We start from the raw sequence: 23899 nt of genomic DNA, 5'->3' as shown, positions 1-23899 counted from the left end.
AAAAAATGCGTCATCAACAAGGGGCATCCTATATTGCAATTTTAATTGCAATTATTGGTTTTGCATTTATGGCAAAAGTGGCAATTGCGGTTTGGGGACCATATTTCGATGATCGAATGTTGGACAATCAAATTGAAGAGCAATTGTTGAATGGGCCAAAAAACCTATCACCACAAAAGTTTATTGGTGAAATGGACAAGCGTTTAAGCATGAACAACATTCGCGATATTAAATTTGCAGATGTAGCTCAAGTGACCAACGTAGATGGTTTAGAAGTGAAAAAAGAATATGAAATAAGAAAACCTTTCTTATTGAATATTGATATTGTAATGAAGTTCGAGAAAAGTTTTGATCAAAGCTCAGTCCAAGCTAAATGAGACCCGTCTAGCCAGCCGAATCGGTTATCAGTTTAAGCAACCTGAATTGCTTAAACTGGCTTTGACTCACCGCTCGGTGAGTCATAAACACAATTACGAACGTCTGGAATTTCTAGGCGATTCGTTATTGGGAATGATTGTTGCCAATTATTTATATGTGGCTTATCCACATGAAAATGAAGGGCGTTTAACGCGCATGCGGGCAACACTGGTACGTCAGGAAGCCTTAGGCAAAATTGCCAATGATTTAAAGCTCAGCCAAAATTTAATTCTCAGTACGGGAGAATTGAAATCTGGCGGTCATCATCGTGAGTCTATACTGGCAGATACCGTAGAAGCGATTATTGGCGCTATTTATGTCGATAGCGGTGATTTGAATTTGCTGCAAACGATTGTGCTAAAATGGTACAGCCCTTATTTAGATCATATTGAGCCAACTGATCAACTCAAAGACCCTAAATCACGCTTACAAGAGTATTTACAAGCACGTAAAAAACCTCTCCCGGTTTACGAGGTTGTAGATATTCAGGGCGATGCACCGAATCAGCATTTCATTGTGGAATGCCGAGTCGATAGCTTACCTGTAATGAAGGGTGAAGGTTCAAGCCGTCGCTTTGCCGAGCAGGCAGTTGCGGCAGATATTTTAAAATTCTTGGAGCAAAAGTCTGAATGACCATCCATTCCGATCACGTAGATGCTGATCACGAGTCGAATAACGACGCCAATGACCTAATTAACCAATTCTTTAGCGGTCAGGGAACTGAAATTCCATCTGATTTCCGCAGTGGTTTTGTTGCGATTGTTGGTCGCCCGAATGTGGGTAAATCGACCCTCATGAACCACTTATTGGGTCAAAAACTATCCATTACTTCACGTAAACCGCAAACCACACGTCACAAAATTGTGGGAATTGATTCACGTGAAAAATCTCAGGCTGTGTTTGTAGACACACCAGGGATGCATAAAAAAGAAGTCCGTGCCATCAACAAAATGATGAACCGTGCTGCATCATCTGCTTTGCGTGATGTGAACTTGGTTTTGTTTGTGGTGGATGCACAAAAATGGACGCAAAATGATGAGTTAGTCCTAGAAAAGCTGAAAAATGCAGAAATGCCAGTGATTCTAGTGATTAACAAACTCGACACTTTTGAGAATAAAAATCAGGCTTTGCCGATTATTCAAGAACGTGCCAAGTTAATGAACTTTGCCGAAATTGTACCTGTATCGGCATTGCGCGGCGCGAACCTAGATCATTTGCGTGACACGATTGAACGCTATTTGCCATTCCAGCCACCGTTGTACTCGCTAGATCAAATCACAGACCGTTCAGAACGTTTCTTGGCATCTGAAATTATCCGTGAAAAGATCATGCGCCAATTGGGCGAAGAACTGCCTTACGATTTAACCGTGCAAATCGAATCATTTAAAACTGAAGATGCGGTTTTAAATGAAAAAACGGGTCGTATGAAAGCGCCATGTACCTATATTGATGCCACTATTTTTGTAGATCGCCCAGGTCAAAAAGCCATTGTGATTGGTGAAAAAGGCGCGAAGCTGAAAAAAATTGGTATGGATGCACGGGTCGACATGGAAAAAATGTTCGAGCAAAAAATCATGTTAACGCTTTGGGTGAAAGTCAAAGGTGGTTGGTCTGATGACGAACGTGCATTAAAAAGCTTAGGATATAGTGATATCTAAGTTTGACGAAAAGGGAACTGTGATGATGAAAGTGTTGGCCATTGTGGCATGTATGTTTGTCTTGCAAGGTTGTATTCACAAAGTTGTGACAGTTCCCGTAAAAGTCGCCTACAAAACCACAAAAGGTGTGGTGAAAGGCACTGCTGCTGTAGTTGGTGCTGTCATTCCAGATGGTGATGACGAAGAAAAATCCAAACAAGAATCCTCTAAAGAATAGGATTAATTGACGCAATCATGCGTAATGAAATCTTGCATGGTTATTTAATCCATCATCGAAAATACCGCGAACGTAGCCATATTGTGCATTTGTTTACCCGCGAACATGGGCGGGTCGATGGTATTTTAAGACAAATGCCACCGCCACAATATCAACCGATTCGCATACAAGCTTCGGGAAAATCAGACCTTAAAAATTTCACTAAGCTGGAAATTGTCAATCAACCCGTTTTTTTCTTTGGTGATGCATTTTTTTCAGGCTTTTATTTAAATGAAATTGTGTTGCGCTTGTGTTCTACCGAAGTGGAAATGCCTGAAACTTTTGTGCAATATCACCAGACTTTGGCGCATTTACAACATTTATCTAGTCAAGAAAATCCTAATCTATTTTTAAGACAAATTTTACGTCAGTTTGAACATGCATTATTGGAAGAATTAGGCTATGCGATTGATTTTTCAGTCGATGCGAACCAAGAGCCGATTCAGCCCAATCTACATTATCATTTTCAACTGAATGATGGTTTTATCCCTACTACACAAGCTTCACGAGCCAATTTGCTTGGCGCACAGATCCTCAGTATGTGCGACTATGAAAAAGGTAGGGATTTTAACCCAGAGCAGTTACAATTACTGTCTCGGCTGTATCGACAAATGATTAGTTCACTGTTGGGTGATCGACCTTTAAAAAGTCGCCAATTGTGGATTCAGAATTCTCAAACCCAAGCGTAATGTAGGAACCTATTATGGCTTTACTCGGTGTCAATATTGACCATGTGGCAACTTTAAGACAAGCGCGTGGCACGAACTATCCAGACCCTGTGAAGGCCGCATTAGTTTGTGAACAGGCGGGTGCAGAGGGGATTACTTTGCATTTGCGTGAAGACCGTCGTCATATTCAGGATGATGATGTGCGTCGTATGCGTCCGTTGCTAAAAACTCGTATGAATTTGGAAATGGCAGTTACTGAAGAAATGATCGAGTTTGCCAAAGAAATTCGTCCACAGCATGTATGTTTGGTACCTGAGCGCCGTGAAGAAGTAACCACTGAAGGTGGTTTGGATGTAGTAGGCAATTTTGCAGCAGTTAAGGCCGCTACTCAGGAATTAACAGCAATTGGCTGTGATGTGTCACTGTTTATTGATGCAGATCTTGCACAAATTGATGCGGCCGTTGCATGTGGTGCACCGACCATTGAAATTCATACAGGCGCGTATGCCAATGCAGAAAATGAAGCTGCACAGCAAGCCGAATTGACCCGTATTGTTCAGGGCGTAGAATATGCAGCTAGCCGTGGCTTAGTGATTAATGCAGGGCATGGCTTGAACTTGGACAATGTAGGTGCAATTGCCGCTATTCAACACATCCATGAGTTAAATATTGGTCATGCTTTAATTGGTGATGCTGTATTTGTCGGCTTGGAACAGGCTGTTAAACGCATGAAAGCTGCGATTGATGCAGCGCGTTAATCTGCATATTTAAAATTGAAAGATAAAATTTGAAACGTTATGTCCAGCATAAATTATGATGAATTGATGCAGCCTGTGATAGCATTTTTAGGCTGCGAAACACCCAAAGAATGGTTGAACGAAGCATTAAATAATTTAGATATTTTGATGCAAGATCATGCTAACTGTGAGAAAAAAGCAGCAGGCACAGCCATGAATCTGATGTTTCGTTACAGCTTTTTTACCGATTTGCAGGTCAAACTGGCACAGTTGGTACGCGAAGAAATGCTGCATTATGAGCAGGTGCTAGAGTTCATGGCAAAGCGTGGGCAAATGTGGCAGGGTTTAAGTGCAGGGCGTTATGCAGGCGGTTTACGTAAAGAAATCCGTACCTATGAACCTGAAGCACTAATTGATGTTTTGGTGATAGGTGCCTTTGTAGAAGCACGTTCATGCGAGCGGTTTTATGCGCTTGCGCCATTGGTAGATGAAGAATTAGGTAAGTATTACCGTTATTTACTGAAATCAGAATCACGGCATTATGAAGATTATTTGGCACTGGCTTTGGATGTAGCAAAAACAGCAAAACTGAAAAACCCTGAAGAAGATATTCAGGGGCGAATTCAGCATATACGTGAAGTGGAAAAGAATCTTATTTTAAGTCCAGATGATCTGTTCCGTTTTCATAGTGGTGTGCCTGTGCAAGCCGCTTAAAACTTGTAGATGATCTAAGATAGAAAACGGAACTTCGGTTCCGTTTTTTTATCAATCAAGTTATTGCTTAGGTATTTTGATTGTGGATTGTTGCCTAAGTCACTTAGAAATGATCAAGGCTAAGATTAGGAATTACATTAAGCTGAATTGCCCAAAACAGTTACATTCATCTTTTTGAACGATTAAGGCATGAATCGCTGCTTGGTTATTTACAGACCACATCATCCATAAATTTTAGGCAATAAAAAACCCAAGTCGTTATGCTTGGGCTTTTTAGAATTTGGCTCTCCCACCTGGGCTCGAACCAGGGACCTGCGGATTAACAGTCCGTCGCTCTACCGACTGAGCTATGGGAGAATCTGAATGCGATTATAAGCAGATTTAAGCAAGGGTCAAGCATAAATTGTCATGTTTCTTTCATTTTGACTTTATATGCTTTTTATTTGAACAAAAAACAAAATTTTATTAAAAAATCACCCACAAGACTTGCGTTACACAAAATCGGTTGTTAGTCTGAGTGACAGAACAAAGCGTTTAAGTAGCATCTTAAACAGTGTGGATTTAACCCAACTTGCCAGCACTAAAATGGCTAAATCGGAGTAAGCGAATGAATACGCTCAGCATTTCTGACATTTTTTCTCAATTTTCTTATTATCAAGAACATTATCTTTCTATCTTGTCTACGCCTGAACAATACTACACTGCTGTAGAAGGCGCGTTTATTCATGTCTGGCCTTTGGCACCTCAAGATTTGTATTTGGGCGATTTATTGCAGTTGTGGTTTAGTGAAAAATGGCTCATTCAATCGACCTGCCAATTGCTTTCAGACCATCCAGACAACGGCACAAAAAAACCATTGCAGCGTGATCATGATTTGTATTTGTACCAACTGGCGGGCAGCGCGCTTTCGGGGAGTAACCGTTCACGCGTGTGGTCTGTGTCTGAACAAAAACAATTGCGTGTAGAATTAGACTTTACTTTTCGCTATTTATGTGAATATAAAGGAACATCTCAACCTACAGTGTCTAAATCAGAACTGATTACTGCGTTGAAAAACAGTGTTTAATCTATGATGATTGATCATTGCCAGCCAAATAGATTTGCATTGAATCGAGTTAAATGACTCGCACCAAAATAGTGTTATAAACTGCGATAAAAATTTGCGAACAGCTTGAAAAGGATATTCAGCCGTGTGGATTAAAATATGCATTGCCATGCTCGCATTTGCTGCAAATTCTTTGCTGTGTCGTTTGGCATTGGCTGAACAGCAAATTGACCCTATGAGTTTTAGTTTGCTCAGGGTTGGCAGTGGGGCAGTGTGCTTAGGCATATTCTATGCTGTTTTGCAGGTTCAACAACCAATTCAATTCCAATGGAAATCTGCATTAAGCCTTGCTGTATATCTACTCGGTTTTTCGTTGGCATATTTGCATATAGATGCAGGCATTGGTGCATTGATTCTATTTGGCGCAGTGCAAATCACCATGATCAGTTATGCAATTTTGCATGGTGAGCGCATGACTTTGCCGCGCTGGGTCGGGTTAGGCTGTGCTGTATTGGGGATGGGCTTGTTGCTATTGCCTGAAGCCAGTACGCCAACGTTCAAATATGCGCTGATGATGTTACTGGCAGGTATTGCATGGGGTTTTTATAGCATTACTGCAAAGACGATGCAGCATGCTTTAACTAATACTCTGTCTAATTTCATTCTGGCGACTCCGCTTGTTGCTGTATTTTTTCTTTGGTATTTACCCGAAAGTTTTATCACTTGGCAGGGGGTGGTTTTGGCGGTCTTGTCGGGTGCATTGGCTTCGGCTGGAGCGTATGTGTTGTGGTACAGCATTGTGAAAAAAATTGATCACATTACCGCAAGTACTGTGCAACTTTCTGTGCCGTGTTTGGCGATTTTAGGCGGTGTAATTTTTCTAGGCGAACAACTCACCCTGTTGAAGGTCGTGGCAACCTTGATTGTGTTATGTGGTATTTTGATGGTGATTTTAACTAAACCACGTGTATAAAACCGTTTAGATTGCAGCGGGTTTGGTCTTTTATTGAATTTCTTATATCTATCAAGAAATGATTGTGAGGCTTTTTTAATGCGTTGTTTGTGATCTCTCTCCTCAGAAAGAAGGGGAAATAGTGAGTGAAAAAACGTAATTAAAACAAAAACCCACGATTCAATCGTGGGTTTTGTTCATCTAAACAGGTTTAGATTATTTGGCAGCTTTTTCAGCTTCGATTGAAGCAATCGCTTCATCTACACCTTCAATTGATTCTGCTGCTTTTTTGATACGTGCAAGCGCATCTACAAGCACTTCGTCTGCAGTTGCATAAGAAATACGCATGAAACCGCCTAAACCGAACGCATCACCAGGAACAACGGCAACACCAGTTTCTTCCAATAACCAAGCAGAGAATTCTGTGCAAGATTTTAAGCCTTTCGCACGAATCAATGGTTTGATGTTTGCATACGCATAGAATGCGCCATCTGCAGGTAAGCAAGAAATACCTTTGATGTCATTCAAACCATTTACAACTAAGTCGTGACGGCGTTTGAATGCTTCAACCATTGGCTCAAGTACGTCTTGTGGGCCGTTCAATGCAGCTTCTGCAGCAACTTGCGAAATAGAAGTTGGGTTAGAAGTCGATTGAGATTGAATTTTCTTCATCGCACCAATTAGTTTAGCAGGGCCCGCTGCATAGCCAATACGCCAGCCAGTCATTGCATAAGCTTTAGACACACCGTTTAATACGATTGTGCGGTCATAAAGGTCTGGTGCAACTGTCGCGATGTTATAGAACTCATCATCCCAACGGATTGGTTCATACATATCGTCAGATGCAATGAATACTTCAGGGTATTTACGTAGTACAGCAGCCAAAGCTTCTAATTCAGCTTTGGTGTAGATCATACCTGTAGGGTTAGATGGGCTGTTTAACACCACTAAACGTGTTTTGTCAGTGATCGCAGCTTCTAATTGTTCAGGCGTGATTTTGAAACGTTGTTCTTCACCACATTCCACAATGACTGGCACGCCTTCAGCAATAATCACCATATCTGGATAGCTTACCCAGAACGGTGCAGGGATAATCACTTCATCACCCTTGTTTAACAAAGCCAACGCCAAGTTAAAGAATGATTGCTTACCACCACAAGACACCAAAATTTGGTTCGCTTGGTAGTCAAGATTATTGTCACGTTTTAATTTTGCGATAATGGCTTTTTTAAGACCAGGCGTACCGTCAACAGCAGTATATTTTGTAAAACCGTTATTAATTGCTGCAATAGCTGCATCTTTGATGTGTTGTGGTGTATCGAAATCCGGTTCACCTGCACCCAAACCAATAACGTTATGACCCGCAGCTTTAAGTTCAGCGGCTTTATTGGTTACTGCAAGTGTTGGGGACGGTTTGATGGCATTGACACGATCAGAGAGACGTACGTCCACGGCATATTCCTTCTTATAGGGATAAAAAAATAAAAAGCATATTATCTTAGCCTAAATTCGATGTCTGCGTCGTTTAAAATTGCATCAAATTAATAAAAAATCACCAAATTAGACCAATTTCCTATGAAATCGTGATTAAAACTGCTGTGAGGTGGAAGTTTCTCGCATCGGGCGGCAAAAAACTTTAAAATAGTCCAAATTTTATAAGAGTGATGGTCATGAGTAAGCAGCAGCCTACTTCAAAAAAACCATTGGTGAATCTCCCATTCCCAATGCCAAACACAGCGCAGGATAATGATCAGGCGGTACATAATTCGGTGCGTCCTAAACCTGAGCAATATGCGGATAAGACTTGGCCACCGCCACGTGGTACTCGTCGTTCGATGGGTAAGCGCTAAAAAAAATGCCACAATTACGTGGCATTTTTTATTGATGGGGATTTAAAAGTATTGAAATTAACGAACATGCTTACGCGCTTTGTTGGCAGGTTTTGGCGGCGAGATTTCACGTACGCCATGCCATACATCGCTAAAATCTTGCTCGTTGATATTATACAATTCCAATAAAGCCAAAATCGCTGCACCAAATAGCATTGGGCCTTCTGAATTATTTTGGAACTCGAATACCTTACCATTTAAGTTGTGCAAAATATCCTGAATTTCAAAGACCCGATCACGCCCATTGCTGTCAGTTGGGTACATTTGTGTATTCAATATGATTTTAGCCAAGGCTTTTTCATTATCGCTCAATGCCAAGACTTCAATTAATTCATCGGTGGCAGGGGTAAAAATCACAGAATCACGGTAAATGGTGTGTAGTAATTTTTGCGTTAGTTTAGGCAATGCTTTTTCGACAAAAGGACGAAACGACGCAGGAAAAATCACATTATGGGCAATGCCTTTAAACATAGGGGCAATTTCTTCAACCGTATAACCTGCAATACCACAACCAATTGAAGTTAAAAAATACTTCATTTTAGGATGGTTTTTGGCATAGATTTTAAAGTCATCCACATAGTGCTGAATTTGCGATAGTGGCATTTGTTGTAAATGTTCATTCATGGTTGGAATGGCAAAACTTTGTCCTGCCCAACCGCGCCCGACGCCTTCAACGGCACCAAAAAATTCTTTGGCTGTTCGTGCTGCACCACCTGCATGTTGTCCTGCCATGTTACTGCCAAATACGAAAACAGTATCTTCAGGGAGGCTTTTGATAATTGATTCGTCGTGATATTGGTAAGTCATGAATGTGTGCTTTTATGGTTGTCGTCCTGAAATTTCATGTTGCCTTTGAATAGCCAGTGGGTCAAGTCTTAAAGCAGTTTCCCCGTGCTCAATTTAGTCGTAGCACATCTTCGTTCTAACAGCGTCCAATACAGAATTAAAACCGAGCAATGGCTTTGTAGCTACGCAACATCGCCACAACATATTCGGATGTCCTGAGTGTAGGCAAATCTGCTAAAATATTAGGTCGCATCAAACCTGAGAGCTGCATTTGTGAGTGATAAGCAACCTTTCGATTTAGTCACCAACTATCAACCTGCGGGTGACCAACCACAAGCCATTGAAAAATTGGTTCAAGGGATAGAACAGGGCTATCATGATCAGCTATTACTTGGGGTTACAGGCTCAGGTAAGACTTATACCATGGCCAATGTGATTGCCAGAACACAGCGTCCGACCATTGTCATGGCACATAACAAAACGCTGGCAGCGCAGTTGTATGGTGAGTTTAAAGCGTTCTTTCCGAACAACGCAGTCGAATATTTTGTCAGTTATTATGACTATTATCAGCCTGAAGCCTATGTACCATCTTCCGATACTTTTATTGAAAAAGATGCGGCTATTAATGATCATATTGACCAAATGCGACTCTCGGCCACACGTGCTTTGCTAGAGCGTCGTGATGCCATTATTGTCGCATCGGTATCTGCAATTTACGGTTTGGGTGACCCCAATGCTTATATGAGCATGTTGCTGCATGTGGTGCAAGGTGATCGGGTGAATCGTGATGATTTGATCCGTCGTTTGGTGGAAATGCAATATAGCCGTAATGAGCTAGAGTTTTTGCGCGGTACTTACCGTATTCGTGGTGAAATTTTAGATATTTTCCCTGCTGAATCTGATCAGCATGCTATTCGCATAGAATTATTTGATGATGAAGTCGATTCGATTCGTTGGTTTGATCCATTAACAGGCAAATTGGTGCGTAAAGTGCCGCGCGTGACTATTTATCCTAAAAGTCACTATGTTACGCCTAAGGATAATTTGGAACGTGCGATTGGTACCATTAAAGAAGAACTAAAAGAGCGTTTGGTGTTTTTTCGCGAACATGACAAATTGCTAGAAGCGCAGCGCATAGAACAACGTACCCGCTATGATTTAGAAATGATGCAGCAATTGGGCTATACCAACGGCATCGAAAACTATTCACGACATTTGTCTGGACGACCTGCAGGCGAAGCACCGCCCACTTTGTTTGATTATGTACCTGATGATGCCTTGCTGATTATTGATGAATCGCACGTGACCGTTCCGCAAATTGGCGCGATGTATAAAGGTGACCGATCACGTAAAGAAAACTTGGTGAATTATGGTTTCCGTTTACCTAGTGCGTTAGACAACCGTCCAATGAAATTTGAAGAATGGGAGCGCATCGTCCCATCCACAATTTATGTGAGCGCTACACCTGCACAATATGAGTTGGAAAAATCGCAACAAATTGTAGAGCAAGTGGTGCGTCCAACAGGATTGATTGACCCAGAAATTGAAATTCGTCCTGTGTTAACGCAGGTGGATGATGTGCTGTCTGAAATCAATTTGCGTAAAGAATTGAATGAGCGGGTGTTGGTCACCACTTTAACCAAACGCATGGCTGAAGATTTGACCTCGTATTTAAAAGAATACGGCATTCAAGTGGCTTATTTACACTCTGATATTGATACCGTAGAACGCGTCAAAATTATTCACGAATTACGTACAGGCGTGCATGATGTCTTGGTTGGCATTAACCTGTTACGAGAAGGTTTAGACATGCCTGAAGTGTCTTTAGTGGCAATTTTAGATGCCGACAAAGAAGGCTTTTTACGTTCAGAACGTTCGTTGATTCAAACCATTGGACGTGCAGCACGTAACTTGAAAGGTAAAGCAATTTTATATGCAGATCGCATTACCGATTCAATGCAAAAGGCGATAGATGAAACAGAGCGTCGTCGTGCCAAACAAATTGAATTTAATGAATTGCACGGCATTACTCCACGTAGTGCAGTGCGTCAGGTGATTAAAGAAATCGACACAGGTGAAGTGCTGAACGATGAGCAAATTGATGAAAAAATCAATGCACAAAGCCGTGCTTTAAGTGACGATGAACAGCACATTTTGGCTGATCCTAAACTGTATGCCAAACATATTGCCAAACTTGAAAAAGAGATGTTGAAAGCATCTAAAGAACTGCAATTTGAACAAGCGGCTCGTTTACGTGATGAAATTTTGCGTTTAAAAGCGCAAATGTTGCAATCTGGCTAAATTGGGGCGAATTGCACTGTCAGTGTAAGTGCGAGTTTGCATACTAAACTTGCTATGTAAAATTTGAGTTGCAAAAATTACATATCCATACAGTAAATTGAAATGCTTGCGGTTATTTTTGAAGAAGATAAACAAAATTGACTGAACATTAGAGTTTAGAGGTTGGGACAATGGCTAAAAAACTTCCGTTTGCAGGTGCGCGACTTGCCAAAATTGCCCTTGGTGGTGTGGTGCTGATTGGTTTGGGTGCTGCGACTATGGCATATTCCAAAACCAATGAACCGATGAAAACGGTAGAAAAAGTCGAATTAGATAAATATTTAGGCGTTTGGTATGAGGTTGCAAGAAAGCCTTTATATTTCCAAAACAAATGCGGTTCAAATGTAACAGCAGCATATACATTGAATGAAAATGGCAATGTGCAGGTGGATAACCGTTGTATTGCAAAAGATGGCAAACAAATGCGTGCTTTGGGCGAAGCTTTTGTACAAAATGCGCCTTTTAACAGCAAACTCAAAGTTAGCTTTTTACCTGAAGTCATTCGTTGGTTGCCTGTAGGGCGTGGTGATTATTGGGTGTTAAAGCTAGATGATGACTATCAAACTGCCTTGGTGGGTGAACCACGCCGTAAATATTTATGGGTACTTTCACGTACGCCGCATCCTGATCAGGCTGTCGTGACTGAATATCTGAACTATGCCAAATCACTCGGTTATGACTTAAGTGATGTGATTTATACCAGACATACGCAAACTAAAAAGTCAGACTAAGTTGCAGCAGCTCCAGAGCTACTTATAGATATAAGCAGACAAACGTATGCAGACCAATTGACCACGCAAAAGCTGCGTGGTTTTTTATATCCTGTCATTTTAAATTTTGAACATTCGATCAATCTCTAAAACAACGTATATATGAGTATAATGCCGACTGATATAGGGGAGAGTCGGATGTATAAAGGCATTGCACTATCGGTTTTAGCATCGGTCACTTTTGGGGTGCTGTATTTTTATACCCAATTACTCAAACCTTTAGACAGCGAAGAAACTTTTGCGTGGCGTATGTTGGCAACTTTGCCATTCCTAACTTTGTTTATGTGGTGGTCGGGAGATTTAAAACATATTTCCGCGATTTTTCAGCGGCTCAAACAACAACCACAATTCATACTTTGGCTGATTTTTAGTTCTTTTTTATGCACTACGCAATTGTGGTTATTTTTGTGGGGGCCGATTAACGGGCGTGGTTTGCAGGTTTCTTTGGGTTATTTCTTATTGCCTTTGATCATGGTTTTGCTTGGCTGTGTGCTATATAAAGAAAAGTTATCGACTTGGCAGATGGCAGCAGTTGCCTTAGCCGTGCTAGGTGTCAGTCATGAAATCTGGCGCATTGGCACGGTGGCGTGGGAAACCTTATATGTGGCATTTGCCTATCCTTTATATTTCTTTTTACGTCGGGTCTTTCAAACCGATCACTTGGGCGGGTTTTGGTGGGATTTACTGCTAGTTATTCCTGTCGCGGTATATTTAGGCTTTTATTATAGTGACAGTGTAAATGTCATCGCAGCTTTTCCATATTTAATTTGGTCGGTACTTGGATTGGGCTTTTTAAGTGCATTGGGACTTGGCAGTTATATTTTGGCCAGCCGCCATTTGCCTTTTGTGATTTTTGGTTTACTGAGTTATTTAGAACCTGTGCTGTTGGCTTTTGTGTCTATGTTGTTAGGTGAACGAGTTGAAGCAGGGGAATGGCTGACTTATATCCCAATTTGGTTGGCAGTTGCATTATTGGTGGTTGAAGGGTGTTTGCATTTAAGAAAACAAAAAATGAATCAGCAAGATTTACAGCAGAAGATTCAACAGTCATCTGGACAATAAAAGCCGTCGCTGTGGTGAGATATTCAAATTTCCAAGAGGATAATCGAGTTTGGCATCATCCTCTTTTTCTTCTAAAAAATTGAACTTTTGTTGAAAAAACTAAAATCACAAAAATAATTACAACTATTTTATGAATTTATAGTGAATATATAGGAAAATAGTCGGGTCAGTACCAGCTTTTGATTCAATCTTGACGACAATTCCATTACAATTATCGGGTTTTGAAATTCATGCCTAGATATACAATTAATTAGAGGACGTATCTGTGAGCAAAGAGACTATCATCGCCCTACACGCAGAGCACCAAGGTCGCTGGAAAAACCGTGAAGAAATCGCGGAACGTATGATTGCTTTACTCGGTCAGTTGTACCGTGAAAAAAATATCATGGTTTCAGTTTTTGGTCGTTCTTTAGTTAACCGTTCTGTGATTCAAATTTTGAAAGCACACCGTCGTACTCGTATGATGGACGTAGAACTTTCAGTTGTTCACACTTTCCCATTGCTTGAAGCTTTGGCAAAAGTAGACAACATCGGTTCAGCAGAAATCGACTTAGGTAAACTTGCTGTTGAATATAAAGAAAAAGGCGGCGATGTAAATGCATTTGTTGCAGACGCTGTGAAATCTTTAGCGGGCAATCCAACAACTGTAGAAAGCAAAGATGTTGTACTTTACGGTTTTGGTCGTATTGGTCGTATCCTTGCGCGTTTAATCATTGGTCAATCTGGTCTTGGCCGTGGCTTAAACCTTAAAGCAATTGTGGTACGTAAATCATCTGATGGTGATTTAGAAAAACGTGCGTCTTTATTGCGTCGCGACTCTATTCATGGTCCATTTGCAGGCACTATTTCTGTAGATGAAGAAAATGAAGCAATTATCGCAAATGGTAACTTCATTAAAGTGATCTATGCGTCTAACCCATCTGAAGTAGACTATACGGCTTATGGCATCAACAATGCATTGGTGATTGACAACACAGGTAAATGGCGTGATGCAGAAGGTCTTGCACAACACCTTCAATGCCCAGGCGCTGCACGCGTAATTTTAACTGCACCTGGTAAAGGTGACATGAAAAACGTGGTTTACGGTGTTAACCAAGCTGACATTCTTGATGAAGATACCATCATTTCTGCGGCAAGCTGTACAACAAACGCGATTACACCAACTTTAAAAGTGTTGCATGACAAGTACACCGTTGTGAATGGTCACGTTGAAACTGTTCACTCATTCACTAACGACCAAAACTTGATTGATAACTATCACAAGGCAGATCGTCGTGGTCGTGCAGCAACATTAAACATGGTTATTACCGAAACAGGTGCAGCAAAAGCAGTGGCGAAAGCATTGCCTGCATTACAAGGTAAATTAACAGGTAACTCTGTACGTGTTCCAACGCCAAACGTATCACTTGCAATCTTGAACTTAACGCTTGAGAAAGAAGTAGATCGCGAAGAAGTGAACGAATACATTCGTCAAATTTCAATTCACTCTAATCTTCAAGGTCAAATTGGTTATACCAACTCGACTGAAGTGGTTTCAAGTGACTTCATTGGTTCGCGTACTGCAGGTGTATTTGATGCGCAAGCAACCATTACTTCAGGCAACCGTTTAACTGCTTACGTTTGGTATGACAACGAAGTGGGTTATAGCTGCCAAGTATTGCGTATTGCTGAACAAATGGGCGGCGTAAGCTATCCTAAAGTTCCTGCTGAAACAAATGCATAATTTGTAGATACAGAATTTAAAATCAAAAAGAGCTTCAAATGAAGCTCTTTTTTTTGCATTTATTTCATTCTTAAATATAAGGATGAGTGTTGAAATTTCCACCTAATACGCTATCCTAAACTTACCAAAATAAAGTCTATGCTAAAAAGTAAGTAGATTTGATTTTGCTTTCAAGCTTTCAAAGCCTGAACAATAGAAATAACAGAAGGATACCGTTATGCAATATGCAACCAGTCACTTACTCGGGCAAGTCCTTGCTAAAGATTGTCCATCACGGATTCGTTTAGAACATTTAGCCAATAAATGGTCAATGTTGGTGTTGCATTGTTTAAGCGAAGGTTTGCACCGCTTTAGTGAGCTAAGACAGCGCATTGAAGGGGTGAGTGAAAAAATGCTGGCGCAAACCCTGAAAACTCTTGAGCAAGATGGGTTAATTTTACGTACAGTTTACCCAACGGTGCCGCCTAAAGTGGAATATCAACTCACTTTTGAAGGCTCACAAATTGCAGCAAGAGTGAATCAACTGATTGAGTATTTAGAACAGCATTTGCCTGAAACTTCACAGCAATCTTCTCACTAATGGATTACTCATCTTTTAGGGAAGTCGCTGTAGATGTTCCTACTCCAAAGCACATTCTGGATGATTAAATAGTGCGTCGATGTGAAAAATCATAACGATCAATCAGCAAAATCCCGATGGCAAATACCAAAATACTGACAACACAACCCATCCAGCCCCGGTGTTGCCATGCGTAGACCGCCGTCAGTGAACCAAGTGCTGCACCTGAAAAATAAATAGTCATATATACCGCATTAATGCGGGAACGTGCGGTGGCATCAATTCGGTACACCAAGTTTTGATTCAATACGTGAAAAGCAGTTAGACCAAAATAACTCATCAATACGCCAACGGCATAAGCCACAATATTCTGCTGTGCAAAAAAGAGTGGAATGCAAGAAAACAACATCAAGCCAATACATAATATTGCGACAAAATTCTCACGACCTTTGCCGACCGTTTTACCCGACCAACTTGACGAGAAAATTCCAATCACACCCAATAAACCAAAAAGCCCAATTTGAAAATCACTAAAATAATAAGGCGGATTGGCTAAAACAAAAGTCATGGAAGTAAAAACCAAGGACAAAATGGCAAAGCCCAAAGCGCCCGCGCACGCTCTACGAATTAAATGTGGTTGGGTTATAGCCAACTGAATTAAAGAACGATAAATGCCTGCCACAGTCAAATTTTTATTGGCAGCTGTAGAGGGAAGTTTTGTCCACATTAAGCCTGCAAAAAGTAGGGTGATGATGCCGCTGCTGAAATAGACAGCTTCCCAAGACCAATAGGTTGATACAAATCCTGCAAAAGTGCGCGATAAAATAATCCCCATTACCAAGCCACTCATCAATTTGCCGACAATGGCAGCACTCGATTCAGGTGGACTGATGCTAGATGCAAATGGAATAAGCACTTGTGCAGAAATCGCACCAAAAGTGGCACATACGGTAAAGAAATACAGCATGGCTAAATTGCTGCTAAAAGACAGCAAAATTTGCGAACACGCAGCAAAAACCATCAGACTGACAATCAATTTACGCTTATTTAGCAAGTCACCTAAAGGCACGAGTAACATTAAACCTAGTCCATAGCCTATTTGTGCCAAAACCACAGCAAAGCCTGCCTGACTGGTGCTAATTCCTAAACTTTTTTCAATTGAATAAATTAAAGGCTGATTAAAATATGCCGATCCCGCACACAAGCCACAGGCGGTTGCTATGAGTAAAATAAATTTAGGCGATAAAGCAGGCGTGGTTGTGGTGGCAACAGCATTAGACATGGCGGCAGAAAGCAAACAAGGGTTAAAGCACTATAAGAACTTAGATGAGGAAGGAGAAATAAGAAAAAACGATCATATCATTGCTAAAAGAAATGAGTGTTTTGAACAATCAAGGATAAAAAGCATCTACGCATACGATTGCATAAATATAATTCGAGAAATTCTCTAAAATATGGCAGAATATACGGCTTTTAAAGTTTTTAGAGGATTGGCAAGATGCGCTTTGTTGATGAAGCAGTCATTACCGTAGAGGCTGGCGACGGTGGCAATGGCGTAGCCAGTTTTCGCCGAGAGAAATTTGTACCATTTGGTGGGCCAGATGGCGGTGATGGTGGTCGTGGCGGCAGTATTTTTATTCAAGCCGACGACAACGCAAGCACCCTTGTAGATTATCGTTATACCCGTAAATTTCGCGCTGAACGTGGTAAAAACGGTTCGGGCGCAAACTGTGCAGGTCGTGGTGGTGAATCTGTCGTTTTGACCGTTCCAGTGGGCACAACCATTGTTGATACAGACTCTGGCGATATTATTGCAGATTTAGTCGAAAGCGGTCAGAAAGTATTGGTCGCTCAAGGCGGTGATGGTGGTTTAGGGAATACTCACTTTAAATCATCTACCAACCGTACACCGCGTAAATTCACGCATGGTACGAAAGGTGAGTTTCGTGAAATCCGTCTGGAGTTGAAAGTCCTTGCCGATGTAGGCTTGCTAGGCATGCCAAACGCGGGTAAATCGACCTTTATTCGTGCCGTGTCTGCGGCAAAACCAAAAGTTGCTGACTATCCATTTACCACCATGGTGCCAAATTTAGGCGTGGTGGATGCAGATCGTCATCGTTCTTTTGTCATGGCAGATATTCCAGGACTAATTGAAGGTGCAGCAGAAGGCGCAGGTTTGGGGATTCGCTTCCTGAAACACTTGGCGCGTACTCGTATTTTACTGCACATTGTGGATGTTCAACCTATTGATGGTTCTGATCCTGCGTACAATGCCAAAGCAATTCTGCAAGAGTTGGAAAAATTCTCTCCAACTTTGGCAAAGTTACCAATCGTGTTGGTGTTGAATAAACTTGATCAACTTCCTGAAGATTCACGTGAAGAATGGTGTAAATACATTCTTGAAGAATTGCAGTGGGATGGTCCTGTGTTCAAAACTTCAGGCTTAATGTCTGAAGGTACACAGCAAGTGGTGTATTACTTGATGGATCAAATTGAGCAACAACGTGAACGCGAAGTTGAAGATCCTGAGTACGCAGCAGAAATGAAAGCATTCCGTGATCAGCTGGAAGCTGAAACACGTGAACAAACCATTGCCGCGAAAGAAGCGTATCGTGAGATGCGCCGTCAGCAACGTCTTGCAGGTATGTTGGGCGATGACGACGAAGACGATGATGGTGAAGATGGCGAAGTAGAAGTGTACTACGTACGCTAAGCGCTACAAAAAGTGACTGAGGACAAGATGATAGAAGTGGTAGATGGGCAACGTCAGCTCAAGGGTTGTAAACGAATCGTTGTTAAAATCGGATCATCTTTACTCACAGCCAATGGGCAAGGTTTAGATTTGGATGCAATCTCGCATTGGGCGGGACAAATTGCAGATCTACACAATGCTGGACACGAAATTATTTTAGTGTCATCGGGAGCTGTGGCTGAAGGTATGGTGCGAATGAAACTTGAGCATCGACCCACCGATCTACCCAGTCTTCAGGCATGCGCTGCCATTGGTCAAATGGGCTTGATTCAAACTTGGTCAAGTGTGCTGGAAAAACACCAGATTCAAACTGCACAAGTCCTATTAACCCATGATGATTTGGCAGATCGTCGTCGTTATTTAAACTCGTGCGATGCATTGCAAAACCTGATTGAATGGCGCGTGATACCAGTCATTAATGAAAATGACACAGTGTCTACTGACGAAATTCGCTTTGGTGATAACGACACTTTGGCTGCGATGGTGGCAGGGCAGGTACATGCAGATTTGTTGATTATTTTGACCGATCAGCAAGGCATGTTTGACTCCGACCCACGTTCTAATCCAAACGCAAAACTGTTCCATACTGTACGTGCTTTGGATGAAAGTCTGTTTGATATGGCGGGTGGTGGCGGCAAGTTTGGGCGCGGTGGCATGCTGACCAAAGTCCGTGCAGCGCGTTTGGCGGCTAAATCGGGTTGTCCAACTTTAATTGCCAGTGGTGAAAGTGACAATGTGCTTGCGCGTTTAATGGCGGGCGAAATGTTGGGTACACTGTTCATTACTGACAATGACCGTATTGCAGCGCATCAACAGTGGTTGGCGGCACATTTACAAACGGCAGGACGTTTGGTGATTGATGATGGCGCAGTCAAAGCCATTAAAGAAAATCATCGCAGTTTATTGCCTGTGGGTGTAAAAGCGGTAGAAGGGCATTTTGAACGTGGCGATGTGGTGGAGTGTGTAGATACACAAGGTCATCGTGTCGCTGTGGGACGTGTTAATTTTAGTTCACGTTCTGCAGATTTGGTCAAAGGCTTGGCTTCTGACAAAGTGCATCAGGTGTTAGGCGAGGCACGTTCGTTGGAGATGATCCATCGCAATCACATAGCGATTTATTGATGATGCTGTAAGTTATCATTCAATTGAAGTTATTAAAAAACCCGCTTGGAATATCTAAGCGGGTTTTTTATTACTTAAACAACGCATGTCATGCTTCAAGTTTATTTAAACTGAATCGTTCCATTTGCATTGACTGTAATTTTAGATTCACCTGCTGCCATATCTTGATCAGCTACAGCCGTTTCTGCGACAGCAAATTTAGCCATACTCGCGCGCATAACAGGTTGCGGAAAATAAGAATTGGTGTTTAGGTTCAAATTAACCAAGTTATAGCCCGATTTATTCCAAGCCTGACTTAACATTTGCGCACGTTGTTGAAAGTTTTTAGACGCTTCGACCATCAACTCGTTTTCAACTTTTTTGCGTTGTGCATCCGACACGCTAAAATTAATTGATTGGGTCTGAAAGTTTTGTTGTAGCTCACTCACCAACTGGCTTGCGGCTTTAAAATCGGTGCTTTGCACACGTACTTCTGCACGACCACGCCATTCTTTTAACTTACGACTGTCATTGTCGTAAATTGGATAGGTGGTTTGTGAGCCCGTTTCAACTTTCACTTGTGGATACTTACGTGCAGTTGCAATGGCTTGGCTCATTAACTGGTTAATTTGTGATGCAAGTTCAGCAGGCTGTTTGTGACTTTTTTCAATATATAACACAGCGTGCATTTGATCATTTGAAACTTCGCGTGTAGCTTCGGCTTGAACATTGACGATATTGTAATTTAAAGATTCATTTTGTTGGGCAAAAGCAGTGCTTGCAGCACCAACAGCCAACAGGGTAGCAGCGAGAGAAAGTAAGCGCATATTTTGACCTATTATTCAGGGGATCAGGATTTATGAAAAGCGTTTGAATTGATTTAAATAGTAACTTTGCTTTGTGAGGATTTTTAGTTGAATTTGTGGTGGCTTTGTAAAATATGCGTTAAAAATTGCAGCAAAAAAGCATTTATAAAATTCAATAAAAATAATGATCTATACTATTTTGAAAATAAATGCTGCATGACTTGAGAGATTGTGCAAAAAAACGTATAAAGGAAGTGGAAAGAGTTAAATTTTCTTTCCTTTGTCACAATGTAAGATGATAATTCAATCGAATCATCTGCAAGATATGTTTTTTCGATGAAATTAGGCAATATTTGGGTTAAACCTGTTTATTTTCTAGAAAAATTAGGTATTATCCCGCTTCCTAGTCTTGAAGAACAAAACTCTATCTCGCTAGATCAAAAAAGCACCGAGTCAAAGGACCGCAAGTCACCAGACTTATTTCTTTCAACCCATATCAGAGATGGTAATTCGATATGAGCGTTACTTCTGTAAACCCTGCCAACCATTCCACAAACGAATACTACTTGACTCGCCAAAGTCAGATGGAATCGAATGTGCGTAGTTATCCTCGTAAATTACCGTTAGCGATAGCGAAAGCACTGGGTTGTTGGGTTACCGATGTTGAAGGTACTGAGTACCTAGATTGTTTGGCTGGGGCAGGAACCTTGGCATTGGGCCATAACCATCCTGCGGTGGTTCAAAGCATCCAAGACACTTTAGCGAGTGGTTTGCCATTACATACCCTAGATTTAACGACACCTTTGAAAGATGCTTTTACTGAAGCGTTACTTTCACACATGCCTGGTGGTCAAGAAGAATACTGCTTGCAGTTCTGTGGTCCTACAGGTGCAGATGGCACAGAAGCGGCAATCAAACTTGCAAAAACCTATACAGGTCGTAGCTCAGTCATCAGCTTCTCAGGTGGCTATCATGGTATGACTCATGGTTCATTGGCGATGACAGGTAACTTGTCTGCAAAAAACGCAGTCAATGGTTTAATGCCTGGTGTTCAATTTATGCCATATCCGCATGAATACCGCTGCCCACTTGGTATTGGCGGTGAAGCGGGTGTAGATGCTTTAACGTATTATTTTGAAAACTTCATTGAAGATGTAGAAAGCGGTGTAACTAAGCCTGCAGCTGTGATTCTTGAAGCAATTCAAGGTGAAGGCGGTGTAGTAACTGCACCAATTAAATGGTTGAAAAAAATCCGCGAAGTGACTGAAAAGCACAACATCGTTTTAATTTTAGACGAAGTTCAAGCGGGCTTTGCACGTTCAGGCAAAATGTTTGCATTTGAACATGCAGGTATTGAGCCAGACGTGATTGTAATGTCTAAAGCTGTTGGTGGTGGTTTGCCATTGGCTGTACTTGCAATTAAACGTAAGTTTGACGCATGGCAGCCTGCAGGTCACACGGGTACTTTCCGTGGTAACCAATTGGCAATGGGTACTGGTCTTGTGGTGCTTAAAACCATTAAAGAACAAAACCTTGCACAAAATGCGCAAGAGCGTGGTGAGTTCTTACAAGCTGAATTGAAAAAATTAGCTGTTGAATTCCCATGTATTGGTAACGTGCGTGGTCGCGGTTTAATGATTGGTATCGAAATTGTAGATGAACGCCAAGAAAAAGACCGTTTAGGTGCTTATCCAGCAGACTCTCAATTGGCTGCTGCTGTTCAAGCTGCATGTTTTGACAACAAATTGTTGCTTGAGAAAGGTGGTCGTGGTGGTACGGTAATCCGTTTACTTTGTCCACTCATCATTACTCAAGAAGAGTGTGTAGAAGTCATCGCTCGCTTCAAGAAAGCAGTTGCTGAAGCGTTAGTCGCAGTTCGAGGCGCATAAGTTTATGGTAGATTTTGCAGAACATCGTAAAGCGTTACTCTGCAATGATGCTCAATCCATTGCTGACTACAGTGCAGCAATGGAACAAGCGACTCAAGCAGTCGCGGCATGGTTGCAAAATGACAAAATGTACACAGGCGGCAGCATTAAAGAATTGCGTGAAGCAATTTCTTTCCAGCCTGCAAAACAAGGTTTGGGTGTACAAAAGTCATTGGAACGCATGGTTGAGCTTTTCTTAAACAAAAGTTTAAAAGTTCATCATCCACATTCTTTGGCACATTTGCATTGTCCAACTATGGTGGCAAGCCAAATTGCAGAAGTTCTCATTAACGCAACCAACCAATCTATGGACTCTTGGGATCAAAGCCCTGCAGGTTCATTGATGGAAGTACAACTAATTGACTGGTTACGTCAAAAAGTTGGCTATGGTGCAGGTCAAGCGGGCGTGTTCACTTCAGGTGGTACGCAGTCTAACTTGATGGGTGTGTTATTGGCGCGTGATGCGTGTATTGCAAAGAACTGGAAAGATGAAAACGGTAATCCGTGGTCTGTTCAGCGCGATGGTATTCCAAGCGATGCAATGCGTAATGTGAAAGTCATTTGTTCTGAAAATGCACACTTCTCTGTGCAAAAGAACATGGCGATGATGGGTATGGGCTTCCAATCGGTTGTTACTGTACCTGTTAATGAAAATGCACAAATGGACGTGGTTGCACTTGAGCAAACCATGGCGCATTTAAAATCTGAAGGTAAGATCGTTGCGTGTGTGGTTGCGACTGCAGGTACAACCGATGCAGGCGCGATTGATCCGCTTAAAAAGATTCGTGACATCACTAATCAATATGGCGCGTGGATGCACATTGACGCAGCTTGGGGTGGTGCATTAATTCTTTCTAACAGTCATCGTGACATGCTTGATGGTATTGAGCTGTCTGATTCTGTGACACTGGATTTCCATAAGCATTACTTCCAAACTATTTCGTGCGGTGCGTTCTTACTGAAAGATGAAGCGAACTATCGTTTCATGCACTATGAAGCAGAATATTTGAACTCTGCTTATGATGAAGAACATGGCGTACCAAACTTGGTGTCTAAGTCATTGCAAACAACGCGTCGTTTTGATGCGTTGAAACTTTGGATGACGATTGAAGCATTAGGTGAAGAGCTTTACGGTTCTATGATTGATCATGGTGTGAAGCTAACCCGTGACGTTGCTGATTATATTAAAGCGACTGCAGGTTTAGAATTGTTGGTTGAACCACAATTTGCTTCAGTGTTGTTCCGTGTTGTGCCTGAAGGTTATCCTGCAGAGTTCTTGGATAGCTTGAACCAAAACGTGGCAGATGAATTATTTGCACGTGGTGAGGCCAATATTGGTGTAACTAAAGTCGGTAATGTTCAATCATTGAAGATGACGACTTTAAGTCCAGTGGCAACACTTGAAAACGTGAAAAACTTGTTAGGCCTAGTATTGGCAGAAGCAGATCGCATTAAAGATGCGATTGTCGCGGGTACTTATACGCCACCAATCGACTAATGCTTTCATTATTCAGATTGTTATGAAATACAACAAAAGAAGTCACTACGGTGGCTTTTTTTGTGTCTGATTAAAAATATTGCAGTGAAGTGTTGTACCGTTCTTGCTTGAATTTTGTGATGGATTGGGTGTTTTGGGCTCAAATAATGCACTGCGGATGTCATAAAAATTACGCAATTGGCGAATAAACCATCAATTTTGGTAGAAAAAACCATAAATAATGATGACATTGGCATGA

The 23899-nt window shown here is 41.6% G+C and carries 23 protein-coding genes and 1 tRNA gene; 19 read left to right on the top strand and 5 right to left on the bottom strand.

All coding sequences use genetic code 11. The features are described 5' to 3' along the window. The first annotated feature begins 5 nt into the window (after positions 1-5). From FTT71_RS01325 to FTT71_RS01295, 7 genes are read left to right on the top strand one after another with little or no spacing between them, the layout of a single operon-like run. Positions 6-377 carry a DUF4845 domain-containing protein gene (locus tag FTT71_RS01325; protein WP_004971723.1) on the top strand — a complete coding sequence of 124 codons (372 nt, stop codon included), beginning with the start codon at positions 6-8 and terminating at the stop codon, positions 375-377. Continuing rightward, positions 349-1050 (top strand): ribonuclease III, encoded by a 702-nt coding sequence (rnc, locus tag FTT71_RS01320; protein WP_004971722.1) that lies wholly within the window; start codon positions 349-351, stop codon positions 1048-1050. The genes FTT71_RS01325 and rnc overlap by 29 nt, the downstream gene beginning before the upstream one ends. After that, positions 1047-2075 (top strand): GTPase Era, encoded by a 1029-nt coding sequence (gene era, locus FTT71_RS01315; RefSeq protein ID WP_218618915.1) that lies wholly within the window; start codon positions 1047-1049, stop codon positions 2073-2075. The genes rnc and era overlap by 4 nt, the downstream gene beginning before the upstream one ends. Positions 2076-2097: 22 nt before the next feature. Next, complete coding sequence (locus FTT71_RS01310; RefSeq protein ID WP_154320888.1) at positions 2098-2292, top strand: NF038104 family lipoprotein; 195 nt, start codon at positions 2098-2100, stop codon at positions 2290-2292. A 14-nt stretch (positions 2293-2306) separates the two neighbouring features. Continuing rightward, complete coding sequence (locus FTT71_RS01305; protein WP_180060816.1) at positions 2307-3020, top strand: DNA repair protein RecO; 714 nt, start codon at positions 2307-2309, stop codon at positions 3018-3020. 11 nt (positions 3021-3031) lie between these two features. Further along, the gene (gene pdxJ, locus FTT71_RS01300) at positions 3032-3757 is read left to right on the top strand and encodes a pyridoxine 5'-phosphate synthase (protein WP_026438307.1); all 726 of its coding nucleotides are present in this window, start codon (positions 3032-3034) and stop codon (positions 3755-3757) included. A gap of 39 nt (positions 3758-3796) precedes the next feature. Beyond that, a complete protein-coding gene (locus FTT71_RS01295) occupies positions 3797-4450 on the top strand; it encodes a tRNA-(ms[2]io[6]A)-hydroxylase (RefSeq protein ID WP_004971715.1) in 654 nt (217 codons plus the stop codon). A gap of 281 nt (positions 4451-4731) precedes the next feature. On the opposite strand, the gene FTT71_RS01290 is transcribed toward FTT71_RS01295, so the two are convergent. After that, positions 4732-4807: transfer RNA gene (locus FTT71_RS01290), tRNA-Asn, on the bottom strand. A gap of 250 nt (positions 4808-5057) precedes the next feature. Here FTT71_RS01290 and FTT71_RS01285 point away from each other — a divergent pair. Both FTT71_RS01285 and FTT71_RS01280 read left to right on the top strand, forming a co-directional pair. Next, the gene (locus FTT71_RS01285; RefSeq protein WP_179990066.1) at positions 5058-5516 is read left to right on the top strand and encodes a hypothetical protein; all 459 of its coding nucleotides are present in this window, start codon (positions 5058-5060) and stop codon (positions 5514-5516) included. A gap of 124 nt (positions 5517-5640) precedes the next feature. Then, positions 5641-6468 (top strand): DMT family transporter, encoded by an 828-nt coding sequence (locus tag FTT71_RS01280; protein ID WP_180051606.1) that lies wholly within the window; start codon positions 5641-5643, stop codon positions 6466-6468. 195 nt (positions 6469-6663) lie between these two features. On the opposite strand, the gene FTT71_RS01275 is transcribed toward FTT71_RS01280, so the two are convergent. Further along, a complete protein-coding gene (locus FTT71_RS01275) occupies positions 6664-7899 on the bottom strand; it encodes a pyridoxal phosphate-dependent aminotransferase (RefSeq protein ID WP_004971708.1) in 1236 nt (411 codons plus the stop codon). Between the two features lie 218 nt (positions 7900-8117). Between FTT71_RS01275 and FTT71_RS01270 the strand changes: the two genes are divergently transcribed. Further along, positions 8118-8297, top strand: coding sequence for a hypothetical protein (locus tag FTT71_RS01270; protein WP_004971707.1), 180 nt, complete (start codon positions 8118-8120; stop codon positions 8295-8297). 57 nt (positions 8298-8354) lie between these two features. Here the strand turns inward: FTT71_RS01270 and FTT71_RS01265 are convergent, their stop codons facing one another. After that, the gene (locus tag FTT71_RS01265) at positions 8355-9143 is read right to left on the bottom strand and encodes a hypothetical protein (protein ID WP_004971705.1); all 789 of its coding nucleotides are present in this window, start codon (positions 9141-9143) and stop codon (positions 8355-8357) included. A 252-nt stretch (positions 9144-9395) separates the two neighbouring features. Here FTT71_RS01265 and uvrB point away from each other — a divergent pair, with 252 nt between their 5' ends. The 5 genes from uvrB to FTT71_RS01240 all read left to right on the top strand — a co-directional run bounded on the left by uvrB (position 9396) and on the right by FTT71_RS01240 (position 15597). After that, positions 9396-11423, top strand: a complete 2028-nt coding sequence (gene uvrB, locus FTT71_RS01260; protein WP_104851763.1) for an excinuclease ABC subunit UvrB — start codon at positions 9396-9398, stop codon at positions 11421-11423. 170 nt (positions 11424-11593) lie between these two features. Beyond that, a complete protein-coding gene (locus FTT71_RS01255; RefSeq protein WP_004971700.1) occupies positions 11594-12193 on the top strand; it encodes a lipocalin family protein in 600 nt (199 codons plus the stop codon). A 177-nt stretch (positions 12194-12370) separates the two neighbouring features. After that, positions 12371-13294, top strand: a complete 924-nt coding sequence (gene rarD, locus FTT71_RS01250; RefSeq protein WP_154320882.1) for an EamA family transporter RarD — start codon at positions 12371-12373, stop codon at positions 13292-13294. A 265-nt stretch (positions 13295-13559) separates the two neighbouring features. Further along, positions 13560-15017: a glyceraldehyde-3-phosphate dehydrogenase gene (locus tag FTT71_RS01245; protein ID WP_004971695.1), complete on the top strand. Its 1458-nt coding sequence runs from the start codon at positions 13560-13562 to the stop codon at positions 15015-15017. A 217-nt stretch (positions 15018-15234) separates the two neighbouring features. Beyond that, positions 15235-15597: a helix-turn-helix domain-containing protein gene (locus tag FTT71_RS01240; RefSeq protein ID WP_004971692.1), complete on the top strand. Its 363-nt coding sequence runs from the start codon at positions 15235-15237 to the stop codon at positions 15595-15597. Between the two features lie 64 nt (positions 15598-15661). Here FTT71_RS01240 and FTT71_RS01235 read toward each other — a convergent pair whose 3' ends face one another. Beyond that, entirely contained in the window at positions 15662-16858 is a 1197-nt protein-coding gene (locus FTT71_RS01235) for an MFS transporter (protein WP_180160665.1), read from the bottom strand. A 216-nt stretch (positions 16859-17074) separates the two neighbouring features. Between FTT71_RS01235 and cgtA the strand changes: the two genes are divergently transcribed. Together cgtA and proB are read left to right on the top strand one after the other, a co-directional pair. Further along, the gene (cgtA, locus tag FTT71_RS01230) at positions 17075-18289 is read left to right on the top strand and encodes an Obg family GTPase CgtA (RefSeq protein WP_180160664.1); all 1215 of its coding nucleotides are present in this window, start codon (positions 17075-17077) and stop codon (positions 18287-18289) included. 27 nt (positions 18290-18316) lie between these two features. Continuing rightward, positions 18317-19450: a glutamate 5-kinase gene (gene proB, locus FTT71_RS01225; RefSeq protein ID WP_004971685.1), complete on the top strand. Its 1134-nt coding sequence runs from the start codon at positions 18317-18319 to the stop codon at positions 19448-19450. A 101-nt stretch (positions 19451-19551) separates the two neighbouring features. Here the strand turns inward: proB and FTT71_RS01220 are convergent, their stop codons facing one another. Next, on the bottom strand, positions 19552-20256 hold the full coding sequence (locus FTT71_RS01220; protein ID WP_096901090.1) for an SIMPL domain-containing protein: 705 nt from the start codon (positions 20254-20256) through the stop codon (positions 19552-19554). Between the two features lie 494 nt (positions 20257-20750). Here FTT71_RS01220 and FTT71_RS01215 point away from each other — a divergent pair, with 494 nt between their 5' ends. Beyond that, positions 20751-22124 (top strand): diaminobutyrate--2-oxoglutarate transaminase, encoded by a 1374-nt coding sequence (locus tag FTT71_RS01215; protein WP_004971681.1) that lies wholly within the window; start codon positions 20751-20753, stop codon positions 22122-22124. A gap of 4 nt (positions 22125-22128) precedes the next feature. After that, positions 22129-23661: an aspartate aminotransferase family protein gene (locus FTT71_RS01210; protein ID WP_004971679.1), complete on the top strand. Its 1533-nt coding sequence runs from the start codon at positions 22129-22131 to the stop codon at positions 23659-23661. Positions 23662-23899 lie beyond the last annotated feature (238 nt).

It is taken from the genome of Acinetobacter sp. YH01004, assembly GCF_013420455.1.
Lineage (GTDB): Bacteria > Pseudomonadota > Gammaproteobacteria > Pseudomonadales > Moraxellaceae > Acinetobacter > Acinetobacter towneri.
This window is presented reverse-complemented; position numbering and strand designations above follow the sequence as displayed.

Excerpts from the sequence above, each read along its gene's own strand:
- proB (WP_004971685.1), top strand. The coding sequence starts at position 18,317 with ATGATAGAAGTGGTAGATGGGCAACGTCAGCTCAAGGGTTGTAAACGA.
- FTT71_RS01240 (WP_004971692.1), top strand. The coding sequence starts at position 15,235 with ATGCAATATGCAACCAGTCACTTACTCGGGCAAGTCCTTGCTAAAGAT.
- FTT71_RS01285 (WP_179990066.1), top strand. The coding sequence starts at position 5,058 with ATGAATACGCTCAGCATTTCTGACATTTTTTCTCAATTTTCTTATTAT.
- rarD (WP_154320882.1), top strand. The coding sequence starts at position 12,371 with ATGTATAAAGGCATTGCACTATCGGTTTTAGCATCGGTCACTTTTGGG.
- FTT71_RS01325 (WP_004971723.1), top strand. The coding sequence starts at position 6 with ATGCGTCATCAACAAGGGGCATCCTATATTGCAATTTTAATTGCAATT.
- cgtA (WP_180160664.1), top strand. The coding sequence starts at position 17,075 with ATGCGCTTTGTTGATGAAGCAGTCATTACCGTAGAGGCTGGCGACGGT.
- FTT71_RS01215 (WP_004971681.1), top strand. The coding sequence starts at position 20,751 with ATGAGCGTTACTTCTGTAAACCCTGCCAACCATTCCACAAACGAATAC.
- FTT71_RS01220 (WP_096901090.1), bottom strand. The coding sequence starts at position 20,256 with ATGCGCTTACTTTCTCTCGCTGCTACCCTGTTGGCTGTTGGTGCTGCA.
- FTT71_RS01270 (WP_004971707.1), top strand. The coding sequence starts at position 8,118 with ATGAGTAAGCAGCAGCCTACTTCAAAAAAACCATTGGTGAATCTCCCA.
- FTT71_RS01265 (WP_004971705.1), bottom strand. The coding sequence starts at position 9,143 with ATGACTTACCAATATCACGACGAATCAATTATCAAAAGCCTCCCTGAA.
- FTT71_RS01295 (WP_004971715.1), top strand. The coding sequence starts at position 3,797 with ATGTCCAGCATAAATTATGATGAATTGATGCAGCCTGTGATAGCATTT.
- FTT71_RS01210 (WP_004971679.1), top strand. The coding sequence starts at position 22,129 with ATGGTAGATTTTGCAGAACATCGTAAAGCGTTACTCTGCAATGATGCT.
- FTT71_RS01255 (WP_004971700.1), top strand. The coding sequence starts at position 11,594 with ATGGCTAAAAAACTTCCGTTTGCAGGTGCGCGACTTGCCAAAATTGCC.
- era (WP_218618915.1), top strand. The coding sequence starts at position 1,047 with ATGACCATCCATTCCGATCACGTAGATGCTGATCACGAGTCGAATAAC.
- FTT71_RS01235 (WP_180160665.1), bottom strand. The coding sequence starts at position 16,858 with ATGTCTAATGCTGTTGCCACCACAACCACGCCTGCTTTATCGCCTAAA.
- FTT71_RS01310 (WP_154320888.1), top strand. The coding sequence starts at position 2,098 with ATGATGAAAGTGTTGGCCATTGTGGCATGTATGTTTGTCTTGCAAGGT.